We start from the raw sequence: 25533 nt of genomic DNA on the forward strand, positions 1-25533 counted from the left end.
TGAAAATGGCCTCCAGCGCTTACCCATAAAGCGCTGATAGCTATTATTTTTGCAGCATCTGATTCACATGGCCTGCAGCGGGGCAGCTGCAGCAATTTTTCACACTTTCGCCCTGTGGGCCGGCGGCGCGCGGTGGCCCCTGGGCGGGGGTATCAGCTACGCTCACACCCCTTGCAGGCAAGAGCAACACACAATGAAAACGATATCTTGGAGGAACGCCCCGGCGCGCATGGCCACGCTGCTGTGGGGCGGATTGCTGCTGGCCACCCCGGCGCAGGCATTGCAGATCGTCAGCTTCAGCCCCCAGGGCGAAGTGGCACGGGTGCGGCAGGTGGTGGCCAAGTTCGATGCCGCAGCGGTCAACTTTGGTGACCCCAAGGCGCCCGCGCCCTTCACCCTGAGCTGCAGCGACGCCGAGGCCACCAAGGGCACAGCCCGGTGGACGGGCGAGCGCGAATGGGTGTTTGACTTCGAGCGTGACCTGCCGCCCGGCGTGCGCTGCACCGCCACGGCCAGGCCAGGGTTCAAATCGGCCTCTGGCGCCGATCTGACGGGCGCCAAGAGCTATCAGTTCAATAGCGGCGGCCCGTTTGTGCAACACATCCGCCCGGGCACCTACCAGGCCATCGACGAGGAGCAGTTCTTTGTGCTGCAGCTCAATGGCCCGGCCACGCTGGCCAGCGTGCAGGCCAACATGTGGTGCACGGCCGATGGCGTTGGCGAGCGCATCCCCGTGCGCCTGATCGACGGCACCGAGCGGACCGACGTGCTCAAGGCACTGGGCCTCGACAAGCGGGCGGCGCAAAGTCCCCTGCAGTACCTTACGGTGGCCTGCAACCGCAGGCTGACCTCGGGCTCGCGCATGCAGCTGGTGTATGGCAAGGGCGTCGCCACGCCCAGCGGCGTGCCCAACGCCATCGAAAAACGCTACGACTACCAGGTGCGCGAGCCGTTTGCCGCCGAGTTCAGCTGCGAGCGCGAGAACGCCCAGGCCGCGTGCTGGCCCATCCTGCCGATGACGCTGTCGTTCAACGCCCCGGTGCCGCGCACGCTGGCCGAGGGCATACGCCTGAAGTCCGCCAAGGAAACGCTGAAACCCCGCCTGGACGGCGACACCCCCGGCCGCAAGGTGGACCCGGATGCGCTGTTGAGCAGCGTGCAGTTCGGCCCCGGCCTGGCCGAGAACACGGCGTTCAGCATCGAGCTGCCCAAGGACTTCCAGGACGCCTCGGGCCGCAAGCTGCGCAACGCCGACAACTTCCCGCTGAAAGTGTCCACAGGCGGCACGCCGCCGCTGGCCAAGTTTGCCGCCGCGCCCTTCGGCATCGTCGAGCGGTTTGCCGAAGGCCCGGCCGCCGACAAGCCACCCGCGCTGCTGCCCGTCACGCTGCGCAATGTGGAAGCCGCGCTGCGCGTGCAGGGCCTGCAGCCGGGCGCTGCGCCCGCTGGCAAGGTCAGCACGCTCAAGCCCCGCACCGACGCCGACATCATTGCCTGGTTCAAGAAGGTGCAGCGCTATGACAACCACACCGTGAGCCGCAAGCAGGCGCGCCAGGACGTGACCGGCCCGCTGCCCCGCGTGATCGACGACGAGCGCGAGCATGTGCAGTCGCGCACCGTCTCGCTGCTGGCCGGTAAGAGCGGCGTGAAGACGCTGGATTTGCCCCAACCTGCCAGCAACGATGTGCGGCCCTTCGAGGTGGTGGGCATCCCGCTCACGCCGGGCTTTCATGTGGTGGAGATCGCATCGCAAAAGCTCGGCGCGTCGCTGCTGGACGAGCGCCTGGGCGACAGCCGCACGATGTATGTGCGCACCTCGGCCCTGGTCACCAACCTGGGCGTGCACTTCAAGCTGGGCCGCGAGAACGCCATGGCCTGGGTGACCACACTGGACAAGGGCCAGCCCGTGCAGGGCGCCACGGTGCGCGTGAGCGACTGCAAGGGCAACGAGCTGACCAACGCCACCACCGATGCCAACGGCGTGGCCCGCATCGAGGGGCTGTCGTCCGACCCCACCCGCTGCAGCGAAGAGGGCTACTACGGCGACGGTGGCAACGCCTACTTTGTGAGCGCGCGGCACAACGGCGCCGATGGCGTGGAGGACATGGCCTTCACCTGGAGCGACTGGCAGCGCGGTATCGAGCCCTGGCGCTTCAACGTACCCACCAGCAGCGACCCACGCCCCGACGAGCGTGCCCACACCATCTTTGACCGCACCCTGTTCCGCGCGGGTGAGACCGTGTCGATGAAGCACCTGGTGCGCGCACAGACCCGCCAGGGCTTTGCGTTGCCGCAGGCCGTGCCCGAAACCCTTGTCATCACCCACGTGGGCAGCGGCCAGCAGTTCACACAGCCGCTGGTCTGGCGTGGCACCGCCACCGGCGGCCAGAGCGCGCAGAGCACCTTCGCCATACCCCCCGCGGCCAAGCTGGGCGTGTACCAGGTGGAGCTGCGCAGCGACACCGAGCGCGGCCGCAGCTTCAGCTCGGGCGAATTCCGCGTGGAGGAGTTCCGCCTGCCCGTGCTGGAAGGGCGCATCACGCCGGTAGACAAGAAGGCGCTGGTGCGCGTGCGCTCGGTGCCCACCGATGTGCAGGTCAACTACGTGGCGGGCGGCGCCGCGGCCAACCTGCCGGTGCGCGTGTCGGCCCTGGTGCGCGGCAAGTACCTGCAGTACGACGACTACGACACCTTCAGCTTCAACCCGCCGCGCAAGCGCGAGCAGAGCAACGCCAGCAGCGACGATGAAGAAGCCACGGCCAGCCAGGACGCCCGCGTGATCGCCGACAAGCTGCCGCTGACGCTGGACCGCAATGGCGCGGGCAAGGTCACCATCGAGAACGTGCCCCAGATACGCCAGCCGCAGGAGCTGGTGCTGGAGGCCACCTACGCCGACCCCAATGGCGAGGTGCAGACGATCCGCAGCACGCAGAACCTGTGGCCCGCGGGCGTCGTGGCCGGCATCAAGACCGAAGGCTGGGTGTCGGCGCGCCAGAAGATCCGCTTCCAGGCCCTGGCGCTGCAGCACAGCGGCAAGCCGGCGGCCGACACCTCGCTGCAGGTGCAAGCGATGGCCCGCATCACCACCAGCACGCGCAAGCGCATGGTGGGCGGCTTCTACAGCTACGACAACCAGACCGAGACCAAAGACCTGGGCACGCTGTGCAGCGGCAAGAGCGACGCGCGCGGCCTGCTGCTGTGCGAATCCAAGCTCGACGAACCCGGCGAGGTGGAACTGGTGGTGACGGCCACCGACAAGGACGGCAATACCAGCGTGGCCGCGTCGTCGGTATGGGTCACGCGCCAGGGCGAGCTGTGGTTTGGTGGCGAAGACCACGACCGCATCGACCTGCTGGCCGAGAAGAAAAGCTACCAGCCCGGCGAAACCGCCAGGTTCCAGGTGCGCATGCCGTTCCGCTTTGCCACCGCGCTGGTGGCGGTGGAGCGCGAGGGCATCATCGACACCCAAGTGGTGCAGCTCAACGGGCAGGACCCCACGGTGAGCCTGAAAGTGCAGCCCGACTGGGGCCCCAACGTGTACGTGAGCGTGCTGGCCCTGCGCGGCCGCCTGCGCGAGGTGCCGTGGTACAGCTTCTTCACCTGGGGCTTCAAGGCACCGCGCGAGTGGTGGACGTCCTTCTGGTACGAGGGCAAGGAATACCAGGCGCCCACCGCGCTGGTGGATCTTTCCAAACCCGCATTCCGCCTCGGCGTGGCCGAGATCCGCGTGGGCACGCAGGCCCACCAGATCGACGTGAAGGTGCAGGCCGACAAGGAAAGCTACGCCGTGCGCGGCAAGGCCCAGGTCACCATCACCGCCACCCTGCCCGGCGGCAAACCCGCCGCCAACGCCGAGGTGGCCCTGGCCGCCGTGGACCAGGCCCTGCTGGAACTGATGCCCAACACCAGCTGGAACCTGCTCGAAGCCATGCTGCAGCGGCGCAGCTGGGGCGTGGAGACCGCCACCGCGCAGATGGAAATCATCGGCCGCCGCCACTATGGCAAGAAGGCGGTGCCCGCGGGCGGCGGCGGCGGCAAGGCGCAGACGCGCGAACTGCTCGACACCCTGCTGCTGTGGGAGCCCGCCATCAAGCTGGACGCCAACGGCCAGGCCAGGGTGACGGTGCCGCTCAACGATGCACTGACCACGTTCAAGATCGTGGCTGTGGCCGATGCCGCCACCGGCCTCTTCGGCACGGGCAGCACCAGCATCCGCGCCACGCAGGACCTGCAGATCATCAGCGGCCTGCCGCCGCTGGTGCGCGAGGACGACCAGTTCCGCGCGCAGATCACGCTGCGCAACACCACCAAGACGGCGATGAAGGTGGAGGTGGCACCGCGCGCCACGCTGCTTCAGCTTTCGCCGCAGACCATCGACATCCCGCCCGAGGAGGCTCGTGAGGTGGCCTGGACGGTGACCGCGCCAGCGCAGCTGGCGCAGACCCGCGCCCAGGCCATCCTGTGGGAGATCGAGGCCAAGGACACTGTGGGCGGCGCGCGCGATGCGCTCAAGGCCAGCCAGAAGCTGATCCCGGCCGTTCCGCTCACGGTGCAGCAGGCCACGCTGGTGCAGGTGGACGGCAGCTTCAACCTGGACGTGAACCCGCCGGCGGACGCCATCCCCGGCCGGGGCGGCCTCAAGATGTCGCTGCAGCCCAAGCTGGGAGGATCAGGTGATGGGGGCCTGCCCGGCGTGCGCGACTGGTGGGCGCGCTACCCGTTTGCCTGCCTGGAGCAAAAAATCAGCAAGGCCGTGGGCCTGCGCGATGGCGCGTTGTGGCAGACCGTGGTGGCGCAACTGCCCACGTACCTCGACAGCGACGGCCTGGCCAATTACTTTCCGCCGCGCGATGGCGATGCCAATCGGGGCAGCGACACGCTCACCGCCTACCTGCTGGCCGCCACGCACGAAGCCGCCAGCATCAACCCCGCGTTTGCCTTGCCCGACGCCGCCCGCGCGCCCATGGAGCGTGGCCTGATCGCGTTTGTGGAAGGCCGCATCCAGCGCAGCTTCTGGAGCCCCCGCAAGGACCTGGACATGCGCAAGGTGGCCGCGCTCGAAGCGCTGTCGCGCTATGGCAAGGCCCAGGGCCGCATGGTCAGCAGCATCACCATCGCGCCCAACCAGTGGCCCACCCACACAGTGATCGACTGGGTGAATGTGCTCAAACGCGTGGCCGATGTGCCGCAGCGCGACCAGCGCTTGGCCGAGGCCATGCAGATACTGCGTGCGCGCCTGTCGTTCCAGGGCACCAAACTCATTTTCAGCACCGAGCAGGACGACTACTGGTGGTGGCTGATGCAAAACGGCGACGTGAACACCGCGCGCCTGATGCTGGCGGTGATGGACGACCCGGCATGGAAGGACGACATGGGGCGCCTGGCCAACGGCTTCATCAGCCGCCAGCAGGCGGGCGCCTGGCACACCACCACGGCCAACCTGTGGGGCGCTCTGGCGCTGGAAAAATTCAGCGCCAGGTTCGAGGCCACGCCGGTTTCGGGCACCACCCGCGCTGCGATGGGCGGCAACACCGCCAGCGTGGACTGGAACAAGGTTGAACGCGTAAAGGCAAGCGACGCCACGGGCGCCGCGCACCAGACCACCTGGTTCGGCGCGCCCGCGTCGCCCGGCAACTTGCGCAACAACGACATGTTCCTGGCCTGGGGCAAGGCGAGCGGCAAGGAGAACCTGGCGGTCACGCACCAGGGCCCGGGCAAGCCGTGGCTCACGCTGCAGTCGGTGGCGGCCGTCCAGCTCAAGGCGCCGTTCTCGGCCGGGTACACCATCACCAAGACCGTGACGCCCGTGGAGCAGGCCAACAAGTCGCTGCCCGCCGGCCAGCACACGCGCGGCGACGTGCTGCGCGTGCAGCTCACGGTCAACGCCAGCGCCGACATGACCTGGGTGGCCATCACCGACCCGATCCCGGGCGGCGCCACCATCCTGGGCAGTGGGCTGGGCCGCGACTCGCAGATCGCCACGCAGGGCGAGCGGCGCAGCGGCGCGGGCTGGCCCGCGTTCGAAGAGCGCAGCTTCGAGTCCTTCCGCAGCTACTACGAGTACCTGCCCAAGGGCACGGTCACCATGGAATACACCGTGCGGCTGAACAACGTGGGCGACTTCGCTCTGCCCCCCAGCCGCGTGGAGGCGCTGTACGCGCCCGAGATGTTTGGCGAGGCGCCGAACGCGCGGGTGAAGGTAGAGCCGGTGAAGTGAGCAGGCACCGCTGCGCAGCCCAATCCCTCCGCCCTGCCTAAGCCGCGTTGCCGTGGCCTCAGGGCCTGGCGTGCAGGCGCACCAGGGTGAACAGGTGCCACTGCGCAGCCAGCAGCGCACCATAGGCCGCGCACTCCAGCCACTCCTCCAGCACCAGGGCCGCCGTCCCCAGGCCCGGGGCGGCGGCATCGCGGGGCAGCTGACCCTCGAAATACGAAGCCGCCATGGCCGCAACCGCTGCCAGCACGAGCTCTACCCAGACAAACGGGGTTGAGCGCGCCAGTCTGTACAACATGGAAAGTGCCTTGGAGCGCACCAGCGCCACCCCGGCCGCCACCAGCAAGGCCCCGATGGCGGGGTACACGAAGGGCTTGTACCAGAGCACGGAAGACGAATAGATTGGACCCGACCAGCCCATCCCCAGCGGCGCAGCCCACAGCGTGGCACCCCAGCTGAGCTCGCGGGCGGCCAGTACCAGCCACACCATGACCGCGGTGTAGCCCAGGGCCGCATGGCCGGTGCGCGCAAACCACCACGCCAGCCCGGCGCCGGCCAGCAGCTGCACCAGCTGCAGGTTCTCCAGCACCCCGTTTTCCCAGCCCATGGTCACGGGCAGCCACGGGGCCATGGGATAGCCCAGCAGGGCCCAGAGCACGCAGCCAGCCCACAGCAGGCGGCGCGTGCGGGCCACGCGGCAGGTGTCCGCAGCGGGAGGGACGGCAAAAATATCGGAAACAGGCATGAAGGGGAAAGGTGCTGGAACGGCGCCCTGGCAGGCGACGAAAAAAAGCCTCTATTGTCACCAAGGTTTCACAGTGCATCAGGCAGGGCGGCCGCGGGTAGTGCGGCAGCCGAGGGTGCCTGACTCCCGCCCCTCACCGTGGGCCGCCAGACACCGCCATCAGTTAACCTAGCGGCCCGCATTTCTTTCTGAAGGCACACCATGAACGCACCCGCCTCTCTCACCGATGAATTGCTGTCGCAGCTGCAGGGCGCGCCGCTGCAGCAGATAGCCAGCCAGTTGGGCACCAACCCCTCGCAGGCGCAGAGCGCGGTAGCGGCGGCGCTGCCCATGCTGCTGGGCGCCCTGGGGCGCAACGCAGCGCAGCCCCAGGGCGCGGCCGACCTGTTGGGCGCCCTGCAGCGCGACCACGTGGGCCGCGCCGCTGGCGGTGGCGGGCTCGGCGATCTGCTGGGCTCGGTGCTCGGCGGCATGGGAGGCGCCGGCGGTGCCGGGGGTGCCGCCGATGGCGCCAGCATACTGGGCCACATTTTTGGGGGCAACCAGCAGCGCGCCGAAGCGGGTCTGGGCCAGGCCACGGGCCTGGGGGCCAATGCGGGGCAGCTGCTGCAAATCCTTGCCCCCATCGTGATGGCGTTTCTGGCGCAGCGCACTCAGGCGGGCGGCATGGACGCCGGTGGCCTGGGCGCGGTGCTGGGCCGTGAGCACGCCCAGGTGCGCCAGCAGGGTGGCGTGGGCGGCGACCTGCTGGGCAGCCTGCTCGACCAGGACGGCGACGGCCAGGTCGGGCTGGGTGATCTGATCAAGATCGGTGGCGGCCTGCTGGGCGGGCGCCGCTGAGCCTCCCGGCACCCCGTGCAGGCCCTTGGCTTACGGCAGCGGCTGCGCGGGGCACTGCTACGCATTGCTTCATTTTTAATAGCTGCTTGCGCAGGCACAGCAAGCGCTCTGCCCACTTTTAATGAAGTTCGCGCAGATTTCCGCCCGTCGGACACCCTGATCCTCTCGCGCGAGGGCGAGGTGCTGCAGCGCCTGCGCACCGATGCCACCGTGCGGCGCGGCCAGTGGGTGCCGCTGGCCGACGTGTCGCCTGCGCTGCGCCAGGCACTGGTGCTCAGCGAGGACAAGCGCTTTTACGAACACAGCGGTGTGGACTGGCGCGCCGCGTCGGCGGCCGCCTGGGGCAACCTGTGGAACCAGCGCACGCGCGGCGCCAGCACCATCACCATGCAGCTGGCGGGCCTGCTGGACGGCGACTGGCGCCAGGGCCCTGGCGGGCGCACCGTGGTGCAAAAGCTCGGGCAGACGGTGGCCGCCCAGGTGCTCGACCGCCGCTGGCGCAAGGACCAGATCCTGGAGGCCTACCTCAACCTCGTGCCGTTTCGCAGCGAGCTGGTGGGCATCGACGCCTTGAGCCGCACGCTGTTTGGCAAGGCCGCCCACGGGCTGGACGACCGCGAGGCCGCGGTGGCCGCCGCCCTGGTGCGCGCACCCAACGCCCGGCCTGCGCTGGTGGCGCAGCGGGCCTGCGGCGTGCTGCGCGACATGCAGCAGCGCCCCCATGCACCCGCAGCGCGTGTGGACTGCGATGCGCTGGACCTCTTCACCACCGCCGCGCTGCAGCGCCGCGCCTTTGACACCAGCGAGGGCGTGGCCCCGCACTTTGCGCGCTACCTGCTGCGCCAGCAGTTCAAGGACGGTGCGGCCGTGCCCGAGCGCGTGCCCACCACCCTGCGCGCGCCACTGCAGCGTTTTGCCGCGCAGACCCTGCAGCAGCACCTGCGCGAGCTGCGCGGGCGCAATGTGGAAGACGGCGCCGTGCTGGTGCTGGACAACGCCACGGGCGCGGTGCTGGCGTGGGTGGGCTCGTCGGGCCAGCTCAGCCAGGCCAGCGAGGTGGATGCCGTGCTGGCGCTGCGCCAGCCGGGCTCCACGCTCAAGCCTTTTCTGTACGCGCATGCCATTGCCGAGCGGCGGCTCACGGCGGCGTCTCTGGTGGAGGACTCGCCCGCGCAGATCACCACGGCGGCGGGGCTCTACATCCCCCAGAACTACGACCGGCAGTTCAAGGGCTGGGTGTCGGTGCGCACGGCGCTGGCGGCCTCGCTCAACGTTCCGGCCGTGCGCACGCTGGTCATGGTCACGCCCGATGCGTTTCACCGCCAGCTCGTTGCAGCCGGTTTGCCGCTGCGCGAAAGCGGCGACTACTTTGGCTACAGCCTGGCGCTGGGCAGCCCCGAGGTGCCGCTGCTGCACCTGACCAATGCCTACCGCACGCTCGCCAACGGCGGGCGGCTGAGCCCCGTGGCGCTGCAGGAGGCCGCGAAGCAGCGTTTCACCCCGGCACTGGATGCGCGTGCCGCTTTCATCGTGGGCGACATCCTCTCGGACGGCAACGCCCGCGCCCGCACGTTTGGCACCGACAGCGTGCTCGCCACCCGCTTCTGGACCGCCGTGAAAACCGGCACCAGCAAGGACATGCGCGACAACTGGGCCGTGGGCTGGTCCGAGCGTTACACCGTGGGCGTGTGGGTGGGCAACGCCAGCGGCGCGGCCATGCACGATGTGAGCGGCACCAGCGGCGCGGCGCCCATCTGGTCGGCACTGATGGGCTTTTTGCACGCGCGCGCGCCCAGCCGTGCACCGAAGGCGCCTGCGGGGCTGGTGCAGGCCGCCGTGCGGTTTGGCGCCGTGGCTGCCGAGGGTGCACCCGCGCCCCAGCCACTGGAGGCCGCGCGGCAGGAGTGGTTTACCGCGGGTACCGAGCAAGCCGTTTTCGCTATTGATTCAGGAGCTGCCAGCGCTTATGGACAAAGCGCCAGAGGCCAAAATGACTCAAAATCATTCGCTGCCCGCATCACAAGCCCCGCGTCCGGCACGGTGATTGCGCTCGACCCGGACATCCCGCCCACGCGCCAGCGCCTGCAATTCACCGCCACAGGCGAGGGCCTTCGCTGGCGCATGGATGGCAAGCCCCTGGGCCAGGGCGCTCGCGTGGCCTGGCTGCCCTGGCCGGGGCGCCACGTGGTGCAGATCGTGAATGCGCGGGGGCAGGTACTGGACGAAGTTCGCATCGAGGTGCGGGGTGCTGGTGCCGTGACACCCCCACCGCCGCCGCGCAGAAACTGACGTGCGTCAATTTTCCGTGTGCGATGGGAAATACGAGTAGGCCCCAAGTCAGGCTGACTGTATAAACTGGTAACAAATTTTCTACCATGCCCCTGCTTCGTCAGTTTTTCTCCCACCGCCTGATCTGGCTGGCCTTGCTGGTCTCGCTGGGCATCGGGGTGCTGTTTGCCCGGTCGGTCTGGACCATTCGCAAGGACGAGTGGGACTACGCCACCCAGACCAACACCAACTTGGCCCAAACGCTGGAGCGCAGCCTGATCTGGGCGCTGGACTCCTACGACCGATCCCTGCAGGGTGTGGCCCGTGAGGCGGGCAACCCCGAAACATGGGCCATGCCCCCGGACCTGCGCGCGCGTGTGGTGTTTGACAACTCGCTGCGCATGGAAGGCGTCGGCAACGTCTTTGTGCTCGATACAAAGGGCGATTTGATACTGGACTCCGGCTCGCTGGAGCCGCGCAAGGCCAACTTTGCCGATCGCGATTACTTCCAGGCGTTCGAGTCCGGCACACACACAGGGCTCTTTGTGGGCAAGCCCGTGCCGTCGCGGATCAGAGGCATTTACATTCTGCCGCTGTCGCGGGCCTACCAGCACCCCGACGGCAGCTTTGCAGGCGTGGTGGTGGGTGCGCTGCGCCTGAGCTTTTTCAATGAAATGTTTCGCTCGCTCGACCTCGGGCCCAACAGCGGTGTGAACCTGTTTCGCAGTGACGGCGTCATCATTTCGCGCTTCCCGTATGGCGATGCGGATGTGGGCAAAACCATTGCCGGAACCCACAACTTCCTGCGGTTCCAGCGGGAGGGAAGCGGCTCGTTCGTCGGCCGTGCTGCGCTGGATAGCGTCGAACGCCTCTACACATATCGCAAGGTGGGCAACTACCCGCTGATCGTGAACGTGGCCCAGGCCACCCAAACCATTCTGGACAAGTGGTACCGCAGCGCGTGGATGCTGGGTGGCTTTGCGCTGCTGCTGATCGGGGGCTGCATGGCCCTGGGCCTGCTGTTTGTGCGCGAGCTGACGCTGCGCCAGTCCGTCAGCGGCCAGCTCAAGCAGGCCGAGCACGACCTGCGCACCATATTGAACAATCTGCCCTCCATGATCGGCTACTGGGACCGGCAGCTTCACAACCGCTTTGCCAACCATGCCTATGTCGAATGGTTTGGGCAGGCACCCGGCGAGATGCGGGGCAGGCACATCAGCCACCTGCTGGGGCCCGAGCTGTACGAAAAAAACCGCCCCTACCTGGAACAGGCGCTGCAGGGGCACGCACAGCTGTTCGAGCGCACCATCACGGACCCCAAGGGCGTCGCGCGGTTTGCGATCTTGTCGTACATCCCCGACTTCGACGGCGACGAAGTGCGCGGCATCTTCGTGCAGGCGACCGACATCACCGAGCGCAAGCGCATGGAAGACGCGCTGTTTGACGAGAAAGAGCGCATGCGCCTCACGTTGCGCGCCATCGGCGATGCGGTGGTCTGCACCGACGCGCAGGGCCAGGTCACCTATCTCAACCCCGTGGCGCAGCGCCTGACGGGCTGGCAGGCCTTTGACGCCGCGGGGCACAACGCCGATGAAGTGGTCAACCTGCGCAGCGCCGACAACGATGCGCTGCTGGACAGCCCCTTGCGCCAGGCCATCCAGCAGGCCTGTGCGGTGGATGCGGTGCGCGGCATTGTGGTGCACCGCAGCAGCGGCGCGCGTTTTCAGGTGGAAGGCAGCGCCAGCCCCATCACCGACCGCCATGGCGCCGTGACGGGCGCAGTGGCCGTGCTGCGCGACGTGACGGAAGCCGTGGCCATGGCCGAACGCATGGCGCACCTGGCGCAATACGACACGCTGACCGACCTGCCCAACCGCCTGCTGCTGCAAGACCGCGCGGAGGTGGCCATGGCCCAGGCGCGGCGCGAGGCGAACCTGCTGGCCGTGATGTTCCTGGACCTGGATGGTTTCAAGCAGGTCAATGACAACCTGGGCCACGCCGTGGGCGACCAGTTGCTGGTGCAGTTTGCCCGGCGCCTGCAGGCCGCCGTGCGTGCATCCGACACCGTGTGCCGCCAGGGTGGTGACGAGTTCGTGGTGCTGCTGCCGGGGCTCGATACCCCCGAAGCCGCCTGCGGCGTGGCGCGCAAGATTCTCGCTGCGTGCGACACGCCGTTCGAGCTGGCCGGGCGGCGTGTGCAGGTGGGGATCAGTGGCGGGATCGCACTGTTCCCGCAGCACGGCGACACCTTTGACGACCTCTCACGCCACGCCGACGACGCCATGTACGCCGCCAAACGGGGCGGGCGCATGCGCTTCATGCTCTACCGCGGCCCGGGCGCCGATCCAGAGCCCGTGCTGCCCGAGAGCGCCACGGCGTGAAGCGCTACTGTATTGATAGCTGATGGCGCTTGCTGCACAAGCGCTGCAGGCCAAAATGGCTTGAAATCTGGTTGCCACTGGCGTCCAGTGGTGCGTACGGCCATGGAAATTTGTTGCAGCGCGGCCCAAATAATTTTGATGGCCGGCCAGCGCGCAACTGCCTAACATTCGGCCCAGCCTCTCCATCCGCCAGCACCCTGGTGCAACCCCCTTCTGGAGCCTCCGCGTGCCCGATCTTTCCAAAATCACCTGCATCGAAGACCTGCGTGTCATTGCCGAGCGCCGCGTGCCGCGCATGTTTTATGACTACGCCGATTCGGGCTCGTACACCGAAGGCACCTACCGCGCCAACGAAAGCGACTTCCAGCACATCAAGCTGCGCCAGCGCGTGGCCGTGAACATGGAAGGCCGCAGCACCCGCACCACCATGGTGGGCCAGGACGTGGCCATGCCCGTGGCCATTGCGCCCACGGGCCTGACCGGCATGCAGCATGCCGACGGAGAAATCCTGGGCGCCAGGGCGGCCAAGGCGTTTGGCATTCCGTTCACGCTCTCGACCATGAGCATCTGCTCCATCGAAGACGTGGCCCAGCACACCGGCAACCACCCTTTCTGGTTCCAGGTGTACGTGATGCGCGACCGCGACTTCATCGAGCGCCTGATCGACCGCGCCCAGGCCGCCAACTGCTCGGCGCTGCAGCTCACGCTCGATCTGCAGATCCTGGGCCAGCGCCACAAGGACATCAAGAACGGCCTCTCGGCCCCGCCCAAGCCCACCATCGCCAACCTCATCAACCTGGCCACCAAGCCCCGCTGGTGCCTGGGCATGCTGGGCACCAAGCGCCGCAGCTTCGGCAACATCGTGGGCCATGCCAAGGGCGTGGGCGATCTGTCGTCGCTGTCGTCGTGGACGGCCGAGCAGTTTGACCCGCAGCTCAACTGGGGCGACGTGGAGTGGATCAAGAAGCGCTGGGGCGGCAAGCTGATCCTGAAGGGCATCATGGACGCCGAAGACGCGCGCCTGGCCGTGAACAGCGGCGCCGATGCGCTCATCGTCAGCAACCACGGCGGCCGCCAGCTCGATGGCGCCCCCTCGTCCATCGCTGCGCTGCCCGGCATTGCTGCTGCGGCGGGCAAAGATATCGAGGTGTGGATGGACGGCGGCATCCGCAGCGGGCAGGACGTGCTCAAGGCCCGCGCCCTGGGCGCACAAGGCACGCTGATCGGGCGCAGCTTTCTGTATGGCCTGGGCGCCTTTGGCGAGGCGGGCGTGACGCGCGCGCTGCAGATCATCCAGAAAGAGCTGGACATCACAATGGCGTTTTGCGGCCACACCAACATCAACACGGTGGACCGGTCCATCCTGCTGCCGGGCACGTACCCTACCTGAGTTGTGTAGACTCGCCCCCGGCAAAGGCCGCGCTGCGGCCTTTGCCGTTTCTGGCCCGGTGAATCCATCGCGCAGCAGAGCACAGTGCCGGCACCGCCGGCATTGGTGCGGCCACCTGCCACAGCGGTGCGTTGCAGGCCAGCACCCCTCTTGGCGCTTACCTGACAGCCGCCCATAGTTTCACCATGAACGGCAATGACAGAAAAAGTGCAGCGTCCGTCCCAGCTCACTCATGCCGCAGCGCATCGATCGGATCCATGCGCGCCGCGCGCCGCGCCGGGAAGTATCCAAACACCACACCAATCCCGGCCGAGAACACAAACGACAGCAGGTTCACGCCGGGGTTGAACAGATAGGGCACGCCCATCAGCCCCGACAGCGCGAGCGACGCGCCCGTGGCCAGCACGATGCCGATGAGCCCGCCCAAAGCGGCCAGCACCACGGCCTCGATCAGAAACTGCAGCAGCACCTCGCGCTCCAGCGCGCCAATCGCCAGACGCAGCCCGATCTCGCGCGTGCGCTCGGTCACGCTCACCAGCATGATGTTCATGATGCCGATGCCACCCACCAGCAGGCTCACGGCCGCCACGGCTCCCAGCAGCGTGGTCAACACCTTGGTGGTGCCCGAGAGCGTGTCGGCCAGCTGCTTGGTGTCGAGCACATTGAAGTTGTCTTCGTCCGAGTCCGACAGCTTGCGCAGCTCGCGCAGCAGTTGGGTGAGGCTGGCCTTCACCCGCTCGGGGTCGCTGCCGTCCTTCATGGACACCAGCAGCGTGTTCACCCGTGTGTTGCCCGTCACGCGGCGCTGCAGCGTGCGCAGCGGCACCAGCACGGTGTCGTCCTGGTCGTTGCCAAACGCACCCTGCCCTTTGGACGCCAGCACGCCCACCACCTCGCACGAAAACGCCTTCACGCGCAGCTGGCCGCCCACGGCATCGGCGGTGCCAAACAGCTCGCGCCGCACGGTTTCACCGATCAGGCAGACGGCGGCACCCGCACGCAGTTCAGCGTCGGTAAAGACGCGGCCGCTGCGCAGCGTCCAGTTGCCAGTTTCCAACCAGGCGTTGGTGCTGCCGATCACGCTGGTGGTCCAGTTGCGGCCACCCACCACTGCCGTTGCGGCCGCGCGCGCCTCGGGCGCCACGGCCAGGATGCCGCCGATCTGCTGGGCGATCATGTCGGCATCGGTGTCCTTGAAGGCCGGGGCACCCGAGCCGCCGCCGGGCCCCATGCGCTGGCCGGGGCGCACCTGCAGCAGGTTGGTGCCCAGGCCCGATATCTGGTTCTGAATGGCCAGCGTGGCGCCGTTGCCCAGCGTGACCATGGTGATCACCGCGCTCACGCCAATCACGATGCCCAGGATGGTGAGGAACGAGCGCATCAGGTTGCGCCGGATGGAACGCAGCGCCAGCAGCAGGGTGTTGAGCAGCATCAGTGGCCCCCTGAATCCGAGGAGACCACGGCCGGTGCGGTAGATACCGCAGCAGTGTCCAGGCCCTTGGGGTGCGGATTCGGCGCGTCGCTGTCCACCACCCCGTCCACGAACCGCACGATGCGCCGCGCGTACTGGGCCATGTCGGGCTCGTGCGTGACCATCAGCACGGTGATGCCGTGGTCCACATTCAGGCGCCACAGCAGCTCCATGATCTCGAAGCTGCGCTGGGTATCGAGGTTGCCGGTGGGCTCGTCGGCCAGCAGCACATCAGGCTCGGTGACGATGGCGCGTGCAATGGCCACGCGCTGCTGCTGCCCGCCCGACAACTCTGCGGGGGTATGGTGCTCCCAGCCCGTGAGGCCCACGGCCGCCAGCGCGCGCGCCGCCGCTGCGTGGCGCGCGGTGGACGACTCGCCCCGGTACAGCAGGGGCAGCTCCACGTTCTCTTGCGCCGAGGTGCGCGCCAGCAGGTTGAAGCCCTGGAACACAAAGCCAAAGTAGCGCCGCCGCAGCCGTGCCCGCTCGTCGCGCGAGAGCGACTCCACATGCACGCCCTTGAACAGGTATTCGCCCGTGGTGGGCCGGTCCAGGCAGCCCAGTGTGTTCATGGCGGTGGACTTGCCCGAGCCGCTGGGGCCCATGATGGCCACAAAGTCGCCCTGGGCAATGTCCAGGTCTACGCCCTTCAGGGCCTGGAAGGCCAGCGCACCTTCGCCATAGAACTTGGTCACACCGCGCAGGCGGATGATGGGGATGTCGCCCGCCACGCTCATGGCTTGGCCCCTGCCGCGCGCTGGTCGGTGATCACGGCCATGCCGGGCGTGAGGCCTTCGCCCGTCACCTCGGTATGGCGGCCATCGCTGATGCCCACCTGAACGTCGATGGGTTTGGCCGCACCGTCCTGCAGCACCCACACCTGCCGCGTCTTGCCCGCGCCATCGCCCGCCTCAGCACCAGCACCTGGTTTGCGTGGGCCGGAGCCAGACCGTGGCATGCGTGGCATCAGCTGCGACATGATGCCGCCGCTGCTGCTACCCGATGCGGCAGGCTTGGCGCCACCCGCGCCGGGCTTGGCCTCTGCACCCGCAGCCTGCGCGGGCGTGAAGCGCAGCGCCGTGTTGGGCACCAGCAGCACATCCTTGCGCTCGGTGGAGGTGATGGTGGCCGCCGCCGTCATGCCGGGGCGCAGGCTCATGTCGCTGTTGTTCACTTCCAGCCAGGTGATGTAGGTGACCACGTTGTCCGTCTTGGTGGAGCCAAACGACACCCGCGTGACCTGGGCCGGGTAGCGGCGCGAGGGATAGGCGCTGACCGTGAAGCTCGCGTCTTGACCCACCTTGACCGAACCCACATCGGCTTCGTCCACACTCACATCCAGCCGCAGCCGCGTGAGGTCTTCGGCCACGGTGAACAGCGTGACGGCCTGCAGCGATGCAGCCACCGCGTTGCCAGGCTCCACCGTGCGGGTCAGCACCACGCCGTCGATGGGCGAGCGGATGGAGGCCTTGGACAGGTTGGTTTCGTCGGTGGACAGCGCTGCGCGTGCGTCCTCTACCGTGGCGCGGGCGCTGGTTTCGTCGGCGCGGGCACGGTCGAGCGTGGCGCGGCCTGCGTCCAGCTCGGCGGCCGATGGCACCTTGCCGCCCGACAGCCGAGCCACTTCTTCGAGCCGGCCAAAGTTGGCAATGGCCTCCTTGGTGGTGGCCACGGCCTGGGCCAGGCGGGCCTGCGCCGACGCCAGCGAGGCGCGCGAGCGCAGCACCTGCGATTCAAGCTTGGCGGTGTCCAGCTCTACCAGCAGCTGCCCTTTCTTGACCTTGTCGTTCACATCCACCAACACGTTGCGCACGGTGCCTGACAACTCGCTGCCAATGGTGACCGAGCGCGTGGGCTGCAGCGTTCCGTTGGCCGACACGGTGAGCGTGAGGTTGCCCCGGCGCAGCTCTTCGGTGACATAGGTGGGTGCAGCGCTGGCGCTCTGGCGCGATTGCCAGGCATACAAGCCACCGCCCACCACCACGAGCGCGGCCACCCCCAGCCACACGGTAGTGCGCTGCCACCAGCGGCGCGGACGGTCGGCACCCAGGAGTGCTTCGAGGCTGGACGGGGGAGAGGAAGGTTTATCAGTCATAAGATCAAATCAGTTACTCATAGCGCATGAAACTGGCGCGGCCAAAGTGCAGGCAGCCGAGCAAGGGCCGCCCCGCAGTGAGGGCTGCGTCCCCCAGCCCGCATTGCGCAGCAATGCGAGAGCGGGGGGAAGGCGCGCAGCGACTCAGGGGGGCTTCATGTCTTCCAGCCGCCGCCCAGCGCCTTATAGAGGCGCACATGGTCTGCCGCGACGGCAGCGGTGGTGATGGCCACGCTCTCCTGCGTGGACAGCAGCGTGCGTTGCGTCTCCAGCACCGCCTGAAAGTCAATCAATCCGCTGCTATAGCGCTGCTGCGCCAGCAGCGCGGCGTTGCGGGCGGCGTCTGCGGCGGCCGTCAGTCGCTCCAGCTTTTCCCTATCGCCACGCAAGGACACCAGCGCGTTCTCCACATCCTGCAGGGCCGTGAGCACGGTGGCTTCGTAGGCCACGCGGGCCTGCTCCAGCGCCGCGGACTGCACACGCACCTGGGCGCGGGCGGCGCCCCCATCCAGCAGCGGGATGGACACGCTGCCCAGCAAGGCGCTGGTTACCGCACTGCCCCCCGACAACGCGCCCAGCGTGAGGGCACGCAGGCCCAGCGAGCCGCCGAGGGAGAAGCTGGGGTAGCGCGCCGCATCGGCCTGCGACACGCGCGCCAGGGCGGCTGCAATGCGTTGCTCGGCCGCACGCACATCGGGCCGCTGGCGCAAGGTCTCGGCAGGGATCGCCAAGGCGAGCTCTGCGGTCGGCTGAGGCACGGGGGCACTGGCGGCCAGGGTAGCGTCGAGCGCGCCGGGCACCTGGCCTGTCAGCACTGCCAGGCTGTAGCGCGACTGCGCCAGGCTGGCTTCCAGGCTGGGAATCTGCGCTGCGGTTTGCTCGGCCGCTGCACGGGCCTGCTCGGTGACTAGCGAGGTGGTGAGCCCTGCCTGCAGGCGCCACTGGGTGATCTGCAAGGTCTCTTGCTGGCTGGCCAGGTTGCTGCGCGCAATGGCCAGGCGCTGCTGCAGCCCGCGTAGCTCGATGTAGTTGACGGCCACTTCGGCCGCCAGCGACACCTGCACATCGGCCAGGCTGGCCTCTGCCGCACGCGCATCGGCCTCGCTGGCGCTCACGCCGCTGCGCACGCGGCCAAACACATCGGGCTCCCAGCTCGCATCAAAACCGGCCTGGAAGGTGTTGCCAGTGTTGTTGTTCGCCCGGCTGCGCTGTGCCGATGCCGATGCACCCACGCTGGGCAGCAAACCGGCGGACTGCACATCCACCTGGGCACGCGCTTGCTGCAAGGCGGCCTGGGCGGTGCGCACACTGGTGTTGGCACGCAAGGCTTGCTCGACCAGCGTGGTGAGCACAGCATCGTCCAACCGCTGCCACCACTGGGCCAACGATGTGGCCGCAGCCCCTTGCGCGGTGGCGTTGCTCCCCGCTGACCAAACCGCGGGAACGGCCACCTTCGGCCAGGCGTCGTCGGTGGGTGCCAAGCTGGCACAACCAGCGGTGACCAGCACGCACAAAGTCAAGGCCGTTTGCCGCCACGGCGCAGCTCGCAACGATCGCGCTGCGCGGGCGGTGAGAGCGCGTGGAGAGGCAGGTGGGAGAAAACGCATGAGCAATGGCAACGCAAGGGAAAGCCCCATTGTGAGCAGCGATTGCGCACACCGGGCAGAGACTGGGTCAAGCCCACGTAAAGAATTGATGCAAGTCAACGATCGCTGGGCGACCGTGCCGAGGCACCGTGTACTTAAAACCATGAGCCTGCGGCCCCGCACAACCGGCCCAGCACGCCTGTTGGCCAGGGTGCCGCTTGCTGCAGTTGAGCGCCGGGGTCATGCGGTCGATGGTGAATTCGGGATCGCCAAGGCGCCTGTCGATGTACTGGCTGATGTGGTCGCGCAAGGCTTCGCGCTGCGACAGCAGCCTCTGCTGGCCGTTGCGCTCCAGCAGCGACAGCTGCACCAAGGGTGTGATCATCGGCCACGCCATCGGTATGCCGCGCTGCGGCCTTTGCCGTTTCTGGCCTGGTGAATCCATCGCCCCGTATTGCGCGTACTTACCTGCAGCAATTCCCTGCAACCCCGTGAGAACCAGCCAATCCCAGAGAATGGGCGCATGAGCACCCTCCAACCAGACCGTGAACTGATGGACCTCCTTGACCGCATCGCCGCGCAGGACGCCTGTGCGCTCAAAAAGCTGTACGAGCGCACCTCGTCACCGCTTTTTGGCCTGGCCTTGCGCATTGTTCGCAACCGCGATGTGGCCGAGGACGTGCTGCAGGAGGCGTTTTTGAGCATCTGGCGCGGAGCGGGCAACTACCGCGCATCGCTGAGCCCGCCCATGGCGTGGATGGGGCTCATCGTGCGCAGCCGGGCGCTGGATGCGCTGCGCAAGCGCAGCAGCGACCGGGCCGACCTGATGAACGAGCTGGACGACGAGCTGGCCCAGACGCTGGAAGGCGATTCGCCCAACCCCATGGACACGGCCGATGCCAGCGAGCAGTCGTTTGCGCTGCATCACTGCCTGGGCAAGCTCGACCACAAGCAGCGCGAGGTGGTGAGCCTGGCCTATCTGCGCGACCAGAGCCATGGGGAGCTGGCCGAGCAGCTCAAGCTGCCGCTGGGCACCGTCAAGACCTGGATTCGCCGGGGGCTGGAGCAGTTGCGCACCTGCATGGCGCGTTTTGCGTGAGGCGGCCATGAACATCATTCAACACCCCGAACTCATCGACCGCCTGGCCGCCAGCTACGCCCTGGGCACGCTGCGCGGCGGCGCCCGCCGCCGTTTTGAAACCCTGGCGCGCGAGCACGCCACCGTGCGCGCCGCCGCCCTGGTGTGGCAGACCCGCTGGTCGGGCCTGACCGAGCTGCAGCCCGCCATCGACCCCGGCCCCGCCGTGTGGACCCGCATCGACAACCTCGTTCAGGCCGACAAGGCTGCGGCGGCCCTGCAGGCTGCGCGTGTGCCCCAGGTTGTTGCGGCCCCGGGTGGCTGGTGGCGCAACCTGCTGGTGTGGCGCGGTGCCGCCGCTGCGGGTGCCATCGCCACGTTGGCAGCCGTGGTGGTGGGTGTGCAGGTCAATGGTGGCCTGCGGGCCACCACCGGCGCGCAGATTGCCGCGTTGCAGCAGCAGCTGCAGGCCACCCCGCAGATCCAGTACGTGGCCGTGCTGGCCGATGACAAGGCGGCCGCCTCGATGCTGGTCACGTTCGACCCCCGGAACAACCAGCTGGTGCTGCAGCGCGTGGGCGACTTTCAGGAGGGTTCAGACAAATCGCTGCAGCTGTGGGCGCTGCCGCCCGCCGGTGGCCCGCGTTCGCTGGGCGTGCTGGGGCAGGACAAGCTGCTCACGCTGGCAGCCGGCGAAGCCGATGTGCGCCAGGTGCCCACGCTGGCCATCAGCCTGGAGCCCAAGGGCGGCGTGCCGAGCGAGACCGGGCCCACCGGGCCAGTGCTATTCAAGGGCGCGCTGATCCAGCGCCAGTTGTAAACGGCTGAGGGGCTGGGGAGCTGAGGGGCTGGGACGGGGCCCGTCGGCCGTTTCGGCAGAAATTTTCGGAATCCGTGAATCTGGTGGGGATCCGTGGTCGTATGTAGGACGTGGCAACAACTTCTTACACCCCAGCTTCTTCCTTCCGGAGACCACGATGACACACAGACCCCCCTTTACCCGGCTGGCATGCGCCGCCGCGCTGGCCCTTGCCGCCACCAGCCTCGCCCACGCCGACACCGGCAAGCTGCTGCTGACCGGTGGGGTCAGCACCATCGCGGGATCGGCGGGTGGCGGGCTGACCCCGTGGGCGGTGATCGGCAGCAACGCCACCGAGGGCGAGGTGGGCTTTACAGGCTACGCCACCCGCGCAGCCACGCAGGACTACGGCCTCACCGGCTACGGCGTGGCCGTGGGTTGGAACGACAGGGTGGAGCTGTCGCTGGCGCGCCAGGACTTTGATGCCTCGCCCGCCGTCGCCCTCAATGGCATCGCGCCGTTTGGTGTCACGCCGGGCCAGCACATCAAGATGGACGTGCTGGGCGTCAAGCTCAAAGTGGCGGGCGACGCCGTACTCGACAGCGACCGCTGGATGCCGCAGATTGCGGTGGGCCTGGAGCACAAGCGTGTGCGCCCCGGCTCCCTCGGATCGGTGCTGGACTTTCTGGGCGCCCGAACCAGCGGCACCGATGTGTACGTGAGCGCCACCAAGCTGCTGCTGGCGCAAAGCCTGCTGGTCAACGGCACGCTGCGCTACACCAACGCCAACCAGAACGGCCTGCTGGGCTTCGGCTCTGCCTCACCCGGCAAAAACAGCCGCAGCCTGAGGCCCGAGTTCTCGGTGGCGTACCTCATCAACAAAAACCTGGCGGTGGGCGCCGAAGTCCGCTTCAAGCCCAACAACCTGCAGACGCTGGGCGCAGCGGCCGGCCTTGGCACCGCGCTGCGCGAGGACGACTGGAAAGACATCTTCATCGCCTGGGCGCCCAGCAAGAACGTGTCGCTCACGCTGGCCTACGTGGACCTGGGCCGCATCGTGCCCGGCATCACCAATAACCGCCGCCAGACCGGCTACTACCTGTCCGCACAGGTCGCTTTTTGAGGAAATTGTCATGACGCACCCCAAAACCCTCATCACCCTGGCCATCGCACTGGGCAGCCTGCTGGTTGCCCCCGCCTATGCGCAGACCGCTGCAGCGCCATCGGCAAACCCTGCCGCCGCCCCGGCAGGCCTGTACCAGGCGCTGGGGGAAAAGCCCGGTATCACCCGGCTGATGGACGACTTTGTGAACCGTCTGGCTCAGGACCCGCGCATCGGCGGCCATTTCAAGGAGGTAAAGCCCTCCGCCCTCAAGGAAAGCCTGACCGACCAGATCTGCCAGCTCAGCGGCGGCCCTTGCCAATACGAAGGCGCTGACATGAAATCGGCCCATGCCGACATGGACATCAACAAGGGCCATTTCAACGCCCTTGTGGAGGTGCTGCAAACCGCCATGGATGCCCAGGGCATACCATTCGCCCAGCAAAACCGCCTGCTCGCCCTGCTGGCGCCCATGCACCGGGACGTGATCACCGTCCGCTAAGGCCATCCAGATGAAAAACACTATTATTTTTGTAGCTGCCTGCGCTTTATGGACGGGCGCTAGCGCCGGAAACGTTCAGATCCAGGTGCTGGACCGCGACGGCAAGCCCGTGCCCGAGGCCGTGGTGGTTTTGTACCCGGCCGCCACAGGCAGCGCAGCGCCCAGCCTGCTGCAGGCCACCCCCACCATAGAGCAGGAACGCATGCGCTTTGTGCCGGCGGTCACCGTGGTCGAGCCCGGCGCCACCGTGCGGTTTACCAACCAGGACCGCTGGGACCACCACGTGCGCGGCGCTCCGGCGGGCCTGTCGGCAGCAGCAGCGCCCGCCGCTGCGGGTTTTGAACTGCGCCTGGCGGGCAAGGCCGACGACAAACCTGCCAGCTCGACCGAGGTCCGGCTCGACACACCGGGCGTGGTGCTGCTGTCGTGCCACCTGCACGGCTCCATGCGCGGCCATGTGTTTGTGACCGATTCGGGCTGGACACTGAAAACCGATGCCGACGGGATTGCACGCTTCCCGGGGGTGCCAGACGGCGCCACGCAGGTACGGGTGTGGCACGCCGAGCAGCTGGTGGATGTGCCCCGCAAGGCGCTCAACGTGGTGCCGGGGCCGGTGCTGGAGACTGTGCAGCTGAGCGTGGTGCCCCGGGTGCGCAGGGCACCACGGGTTGCCTCCTAACCTGCAAGCCCGATCGCATCCAGCGGCCAGCGCGGCTTCACGTCAAACGCGTAGTCGGTGTTGGCCTGCTGCTGCCCGGCCTGCAGCCGCATGGCAGCTGCCATGGCAATCATGGCGCCGTTGTCGGTGCACAGGTGCAGTTCGGGGTAATGCACGCGCACCTTGGCAGCGGCGCAGGCGGCATTGAGCTGGGCCCGCAGATGGCGGTTGGCCCCCACGCCACCCGCCACGACCACCCGTTTCATCCCGGTCTGCTTGAGCGCCGCCAGTGTCTTTTTCACCAGCACTTCGACGATGGCGGCCTCGGTGCTTGCGGCCAGGTCGGCCTTGCGCGCTTGCAGCCCGTCGCCCAGCTTTTTGGCCTGCGTCAGCACCGCCGTCTTGAGCCCCGCAAAAGAGAAGTCGAGATTGCCGCTGTGCAACAGCGGGCGCGGCAGCTTGAAGGCCGCAGGGTCGCCCTGCTCTGCCAGGCGCGACAGCGCGGGCCCGCCGGGGTAACCCAGGCCCATGAGTTTGGCGGATTTGTCGAATGCCTCGCCCGCCGCGTCGTCAATGGTTTCGCCCAGGATCTCGTAGCGGCCCACGCCGTCCACCCGCATCAGCTGGGTGTGGCCGCCCGATACCAGCAGCGCCACAAAGGGGAATTCGGGCGGATCGGCGCTGAGGAAGGGCGACAGCAGGTGCCCCTCAAGGTGGTGCACACCCAGCACCGGCTTGTTGAGGGCCGCCCCCAGGGCGCAGGCCACGCCAGCGCCCACCAGCAGCGCACCGGCCAGACCCGGCCCGCGGGTGTAGGCCACCACGTCCACGTCCGCCAGCGTCTGGCCGGACTCGGCCAGCACCTCTTTGGCCAGCGGCAGCACACGGCGGATGTGGTCGCGGCTGGCCAGTTCGGGCACCACGCCACCGTAGGCCTGGTGCATGTCGATCTGGCTGTGCAGTGCGTGCGAGAGCAACGTGGGCACGGCATTGCCCGTGGAACGGACCAGTGCCACGCCTGTTTCGTCGCACGAAGATTCAATACCCAGGATCAGCAAGCTCATGCCCCGAGTGTAAGAGCCAGCTCACGGTCTCCCCGGCGGCTGGCCCCCTGGCTACGCTGCTTACCAGCGGTCCGAGCGCATGCGCAGTTCCCAGTTGCCGGCACGCAGTTCATACACGCCCACGGCGCCGTAGCGCTGCTCGCCCTTGTCGTCCCAGGTCATGGTGCCAATCACCGGCGCATAGCCATTGATGCTGTGCAGGGCCTTGGTGATGTCCTTGGGGTCCGCCGACTTGGCTTTCTGGATGGCGGCCGAAAGCACGTAGGTGCTGTCGTAGCTGTAGTGGCCGCCATAAGCGGGCGGCTTCTTGAAGGCATCCATGTACTTTTCAAGGAACGGCTTGCCCGCGGTGAATTCCTTGGCCTCGAGCACCGGCGAGGTGGCGTAGATGCCTTCCACCATGCCCATGGCCTTGGTCATGTCGGTGGTCTTGATCGTGTCGCCCCCCAGCAGGCTGACCTTGGTGTGGTCCACCTTGCGCAGGGCTTCGAGCAGCGCCAGCGCCTGGAAGTCGTTGAGGGTGGACACGATGACATCGACGTTGGCTGCCTTGAGCTCGCCAGCCAGCTCGTCAAAAGCCGTGGTCTTGTCGTCAAACGACTTGCGCACCACGACCTCTTTCTTCTCGGCCTTGAGCTGCTCGGCAGCACCATCGGCCAGGCCCTTGCCGTAGGGTGTGCCATCGTCGAGCGCAGCGTAGCGGGCAGCGCCCAGCTGCGTGGCGGCAAACGAGCCAATGGCACGCGCCTGCAGGGTGTCGTTGGCCACCATGCGGAAGGTGGTGGAAAAGCCCAGTTGCGTGAACCGGGGGTTGGTGGAAATGGCGATCTGCGCGATGTCCTTGGCGGCATAGATGGGCGCGGTCTCAATGCTCACGCCCGAGTTGAGGTGGCCAACCACGGCGACCACCCCGGCATCCACCAGCTGCTGCGCCACGGTCTTGCCGGTGGCGGCATCGGCCTTGTCGTCCACCGAGACGATTTCCAGCGTCACGCGCTTGCCGTCCACGGTGTAGCCGCCCTTGTTGAGCTCGTCCACCGCCAGCTGCACGCCGTTGAGCAGATCCTGCCCCAGGGCACCCAGCGGCCCGCTCAGCGGCTGGGCCACACCGATCTTGATGGTGTCTGGCACCTTGCTGCAGCCCGAGAGCACCAGCAGCGCCGAAGCGGCCACCGTGGTCAACGCCATACCGGCAGCAAAGCGCCGCCGATCCATGTGCTTGTTCATGCAAATCCTCTTTGTATAGATCAATGTGACCAGATGTATATGCGACATGATGGCAAAGACGCTATCGGGTATGCCCTGCCCATCAGCAAACTATTAGCAAGTTTCAGGCCCTG

At 67.6% G+C, this 25533-nt stretch carries 18 protein-coding genes; 10 read left to right on the forward strand and 8 right to left on the reverse strand.

Annotated features, from left to right (window positions below; translation table 11 throughout):
- The first annotated feature begins 193 nt into the window (after positions 1 to 193).
- On the forward strand, positions 194 to 6217 hold the full coding sequence (locus tag KYG_RS21180) for an MG2 domain-containing protein (RefSeq protein WP_050813914.1): 6024 nt from the start codon (positions 194 to 196) through the stop codon (positions 6215 to 6217).
- A gap of 58 nt (positions 6218 to 6275) precedes the next feature.
- Here KYG_RS21180 and KYG_RS21185 read toward each other — a convergent pair whose 3' ends face one another.
- Positions 6276 to 6959 (reverse strand): hypothetical protein, encoded by a 684-nt coding sequence (locus KYG_RS21185; protein WP_008906984.1) that lies wholly within the window; start codon positions 6957 to 6959, stop codon positions 6276 to 6278.
- A gap of 201 nt (positions 6960 to 7160) precedes the next feature.
- On the opposite strand from KYG_RS21185, the gene KYG_RS21190 reads away from it, so the two are divergent.
- The 4 genes from KYG_RS21190 to KYG_RS21205 all read left to right on the forward strand — a co-directional run bounded on the left by KYG_RS21190 (position 7161) and on the right by KYG_RS21205 (position 13838).
- Complete coding sequence (locus tag KYG_RS21190; RefSeq protein ID WP_008906985.1) at positions 7161 to 7799, forward strand: DUF937 domain-containing protein; 639 nt, start codon at positions 7161 to 7163, stop codon at positions 7797 to 7799.
- A 42-nt stretch (positions 7800 to 7841) separates the two neighbouring features.
- The gene (pbpC, locus tag KYG_RS21195; RefSeq protein WP_034695776.1) at positions 7842 to 10088 is read left to right on the forward strand and encodes a penicillin-binding protein 1C; all 2247 of its coding nucleotides are present in this window, start codon (positions 7842 to 7844) and stop codon (positions 10086 to 10088) included.
- An 86-nt stretch (positions 10089 to 10174) separates the two neighbouring features.
- On the forward strand, positions 10175 to 12448 hold the full coding sequence (locus tag KYG_RS21200) for a diguanylate cyclase domain-containing protein (RefSeq protein ID WP_008906987.1): 2274 nt from the start codon (positions 10175 to 10177) through the stop codon (positions 12446 to 12448).
- A gap of 226 nt (positions 12449 to 12674) precedes the next feature.
- Positions 12675 to 13838 carry an alpha-hydroxy acid oxidase gene (locus KYG_RS21205; RefSeq protein ID WP_008906988.1) on the forward strand — a complete coding sequence of 388 codons (1164 nt, stop codon included), beginning with the start codon at positions 12675 to 12677 and terminating at the stop codon, positions 13836 to 13838.
- A 226-nt stretch (positions 13839 to 14064) separates the two neighbouring features.
- Here the strand turns inward: KYG_RS21205 and KYG_RS21210 are convergent, their stop codons facing one another.
- The 5 genes from KYG_RS21210 to KYG_RS25310 all read right to left on the reverse strand — a co-directional run bounded on the left by KYG_RS21210 (position 14065) and on the right by KYG_RS25310 (position 19375).
- Positions 14065 to 15270 carry an ABC transporter permease gene (locus KYG_RS21210; RefSeq protein WP_008906989.1) on the reverse strand — a complete coding sequence of 402 codons (1206 nt, stop codon included), beginning with the start codon at positions 15268 to 15270 and terminating at the stop codon, positions 14065 to 14067.
- Positions 15270 to 16046 carry an ABC transporter ATP-binding protein gene (locus KYG_RS21215; protein ID WP_008906990.1) on the reverse strand — a complete coding sequence of 259 codons (777 nt, stop codon included), beginning with the start codon at positions 16044 to 16046 and terminating at the stop codon, positions 15270 to 15272. The genes KYG_RS21210 and KYG_RS21215 overlap by 1 nt, the downstream gene beginning before the upstream one ends.
- Positions 16043 to 17404 carry an efflux RND transporter periplasmic adaptor subunit gene (locus KYG_RS21220; RefSeq protein WP_034695754.1) on the reverse strand — a complete coding sequence of 454 codons (1362 nt, stop codon included), beginning with the start codon at positions 17402 to 17404 and terminating at the stop codon, positions 16043 to 16045. The genes KYG_RS21215 and KYG_RS21220 overlap by 4 nt, the downstream gene beginning before the upstream one ends.
- Positions 17405 to 17559: 155 nt before the next feature.
- Positions 17560 to 18912, reverse strand: a complete 1353-nt coding sequence (locus KYG_RS21225; protein ID WP_008906992.1) for an efflux transporter outer membrane subunit — start codon at positions 18910 to 18912, stop codon at positions 17560 to 17562.
- Positions 18913 to 19078: 166 nt separating this feature from the next.
- Positions 19079 to 19375 carry a hypothetical protein gene (locus KYG_RS25310; RefSeq protein ID WP_008906993.1) on the reverse strand — a complete coding sequence of 99 codons (297 nt, stop codon included), beginning with the start codon at positions 19373 to 19375 and terminating at the stop codon, positions 19079 to 19081.
- Between the two features lie 138 nt (positions 19376 to 19513).
- Here KYG_RS25310 and KYG_RS21235 point away from each other — a divergent pair, with 138 nt between their 5' ends.
- From KYG_RS21235 to KYG_RS21255, 5 genes are all read left to right on the forward strand, one after another.
- Positions 19514 to 20089: an RNA polymerase sigma factor gene (locus tag KYG_RS21235; RefSeq protein WP_008906994.1), complete on the forward strand. Its 576-nt coding sequence runs from the start codon at positions 19514 to 19516 to the stop codon at positions 20087 to 20089.
- A gap of 7 nt (positions 20090 to 20096) precedes the next feature.
- Positions 20097 to 20888, forward strand: a complete 792-nt coding sequence (locus tag KYG_RS21240; protein ID WP_008906995.1) for an anti-sigma factor domain-containing protein — start codon at positions 20097 to 20099, stop codon at positions 20886 to 20888.
- 157 nt (positions 20889 to 21045) lie between these two features.
- A complete protein-coding gene (locus tag KYG_RS21245; protein WP_008906996.1) occupies positions 21046 to 21990 on the forward strand; it encodes a DUF3034 family protein in 945 nt (314 codons plus the stop codon).
- A 10-nt stretch (positions 21991 to 22000) separates the two neighbouring features.
- Complete coding sequence (locus tag KYG_RS21250) at positions 22001 to 22471, forward strand: group 1 truncated hemoglobin (protein WP_008906997.1); 471 nt, start codon at positions 22001 to 22003, stop codon at positions 22469 to 22471.
- A 10-nt stretch (positions 22472 to 22481) separates the two neighbouring features.
- On the forward strand, positions 22482 to 23150 hold the full coding sequence (locus KYG_RS21255) for a plastocyanin (RefSeq protein WP_139019441.1): 669 nt from the start codon (positions 22482 to 22484) through the stop codon (positions 23148 to 23150).
- On the opposite strand, the gene tsaD is transcribed toward KYG_RS21255, so the two are convergent.
- Together tsaD and KYG_RS21265 are read right to left on the reverse strand one after the other, a co-directional pair.
- The gene (gene tsaD / locus KYG_RS21260) at positions 23147 to 24193 is read right to left on the reverse strand and encodes a tRNA (adenosine(37)-N6)-threonylcarbamoyltransferase complex transferase subunit TsaD (protein ID WP_008906999.1); all 1047 of its coding nucleotides are present in this window, start codon (positions 24191 to 24193) and stop codon (positions 23147 to 23149) included. The genes KYG_RS21255 and tsaD overlap by 4 nt on opposite strands.
- A gap of 60 nt (positions 24194 to 24253) precedes the next feature.
- The gene (locus KYG_RS21265) at positions 24254 to 25420 is read right to left on the reverse strand and encodes a branched-chain amino acid ABC transporter substrate-binding protein (protein ID WP_008907000.1); all 1167 of its coding nucleotides are present in this window, start codon (positions 25418 to 25420) and stop codon (positions 24254 to 24256) included.
- Positions 25421 to 25533: the final 113 nt, after the last annotated feature.

The sequence above is a fragment of the Acidovorax sp. NO-1 genome (genome assembly GCF_000238595.1).
Lineage (GTDB): Bacteria > Pseudomonadota > Gammaproteobacteria > Burkholderiales > Burkholderiaceae_C > Acidovorax.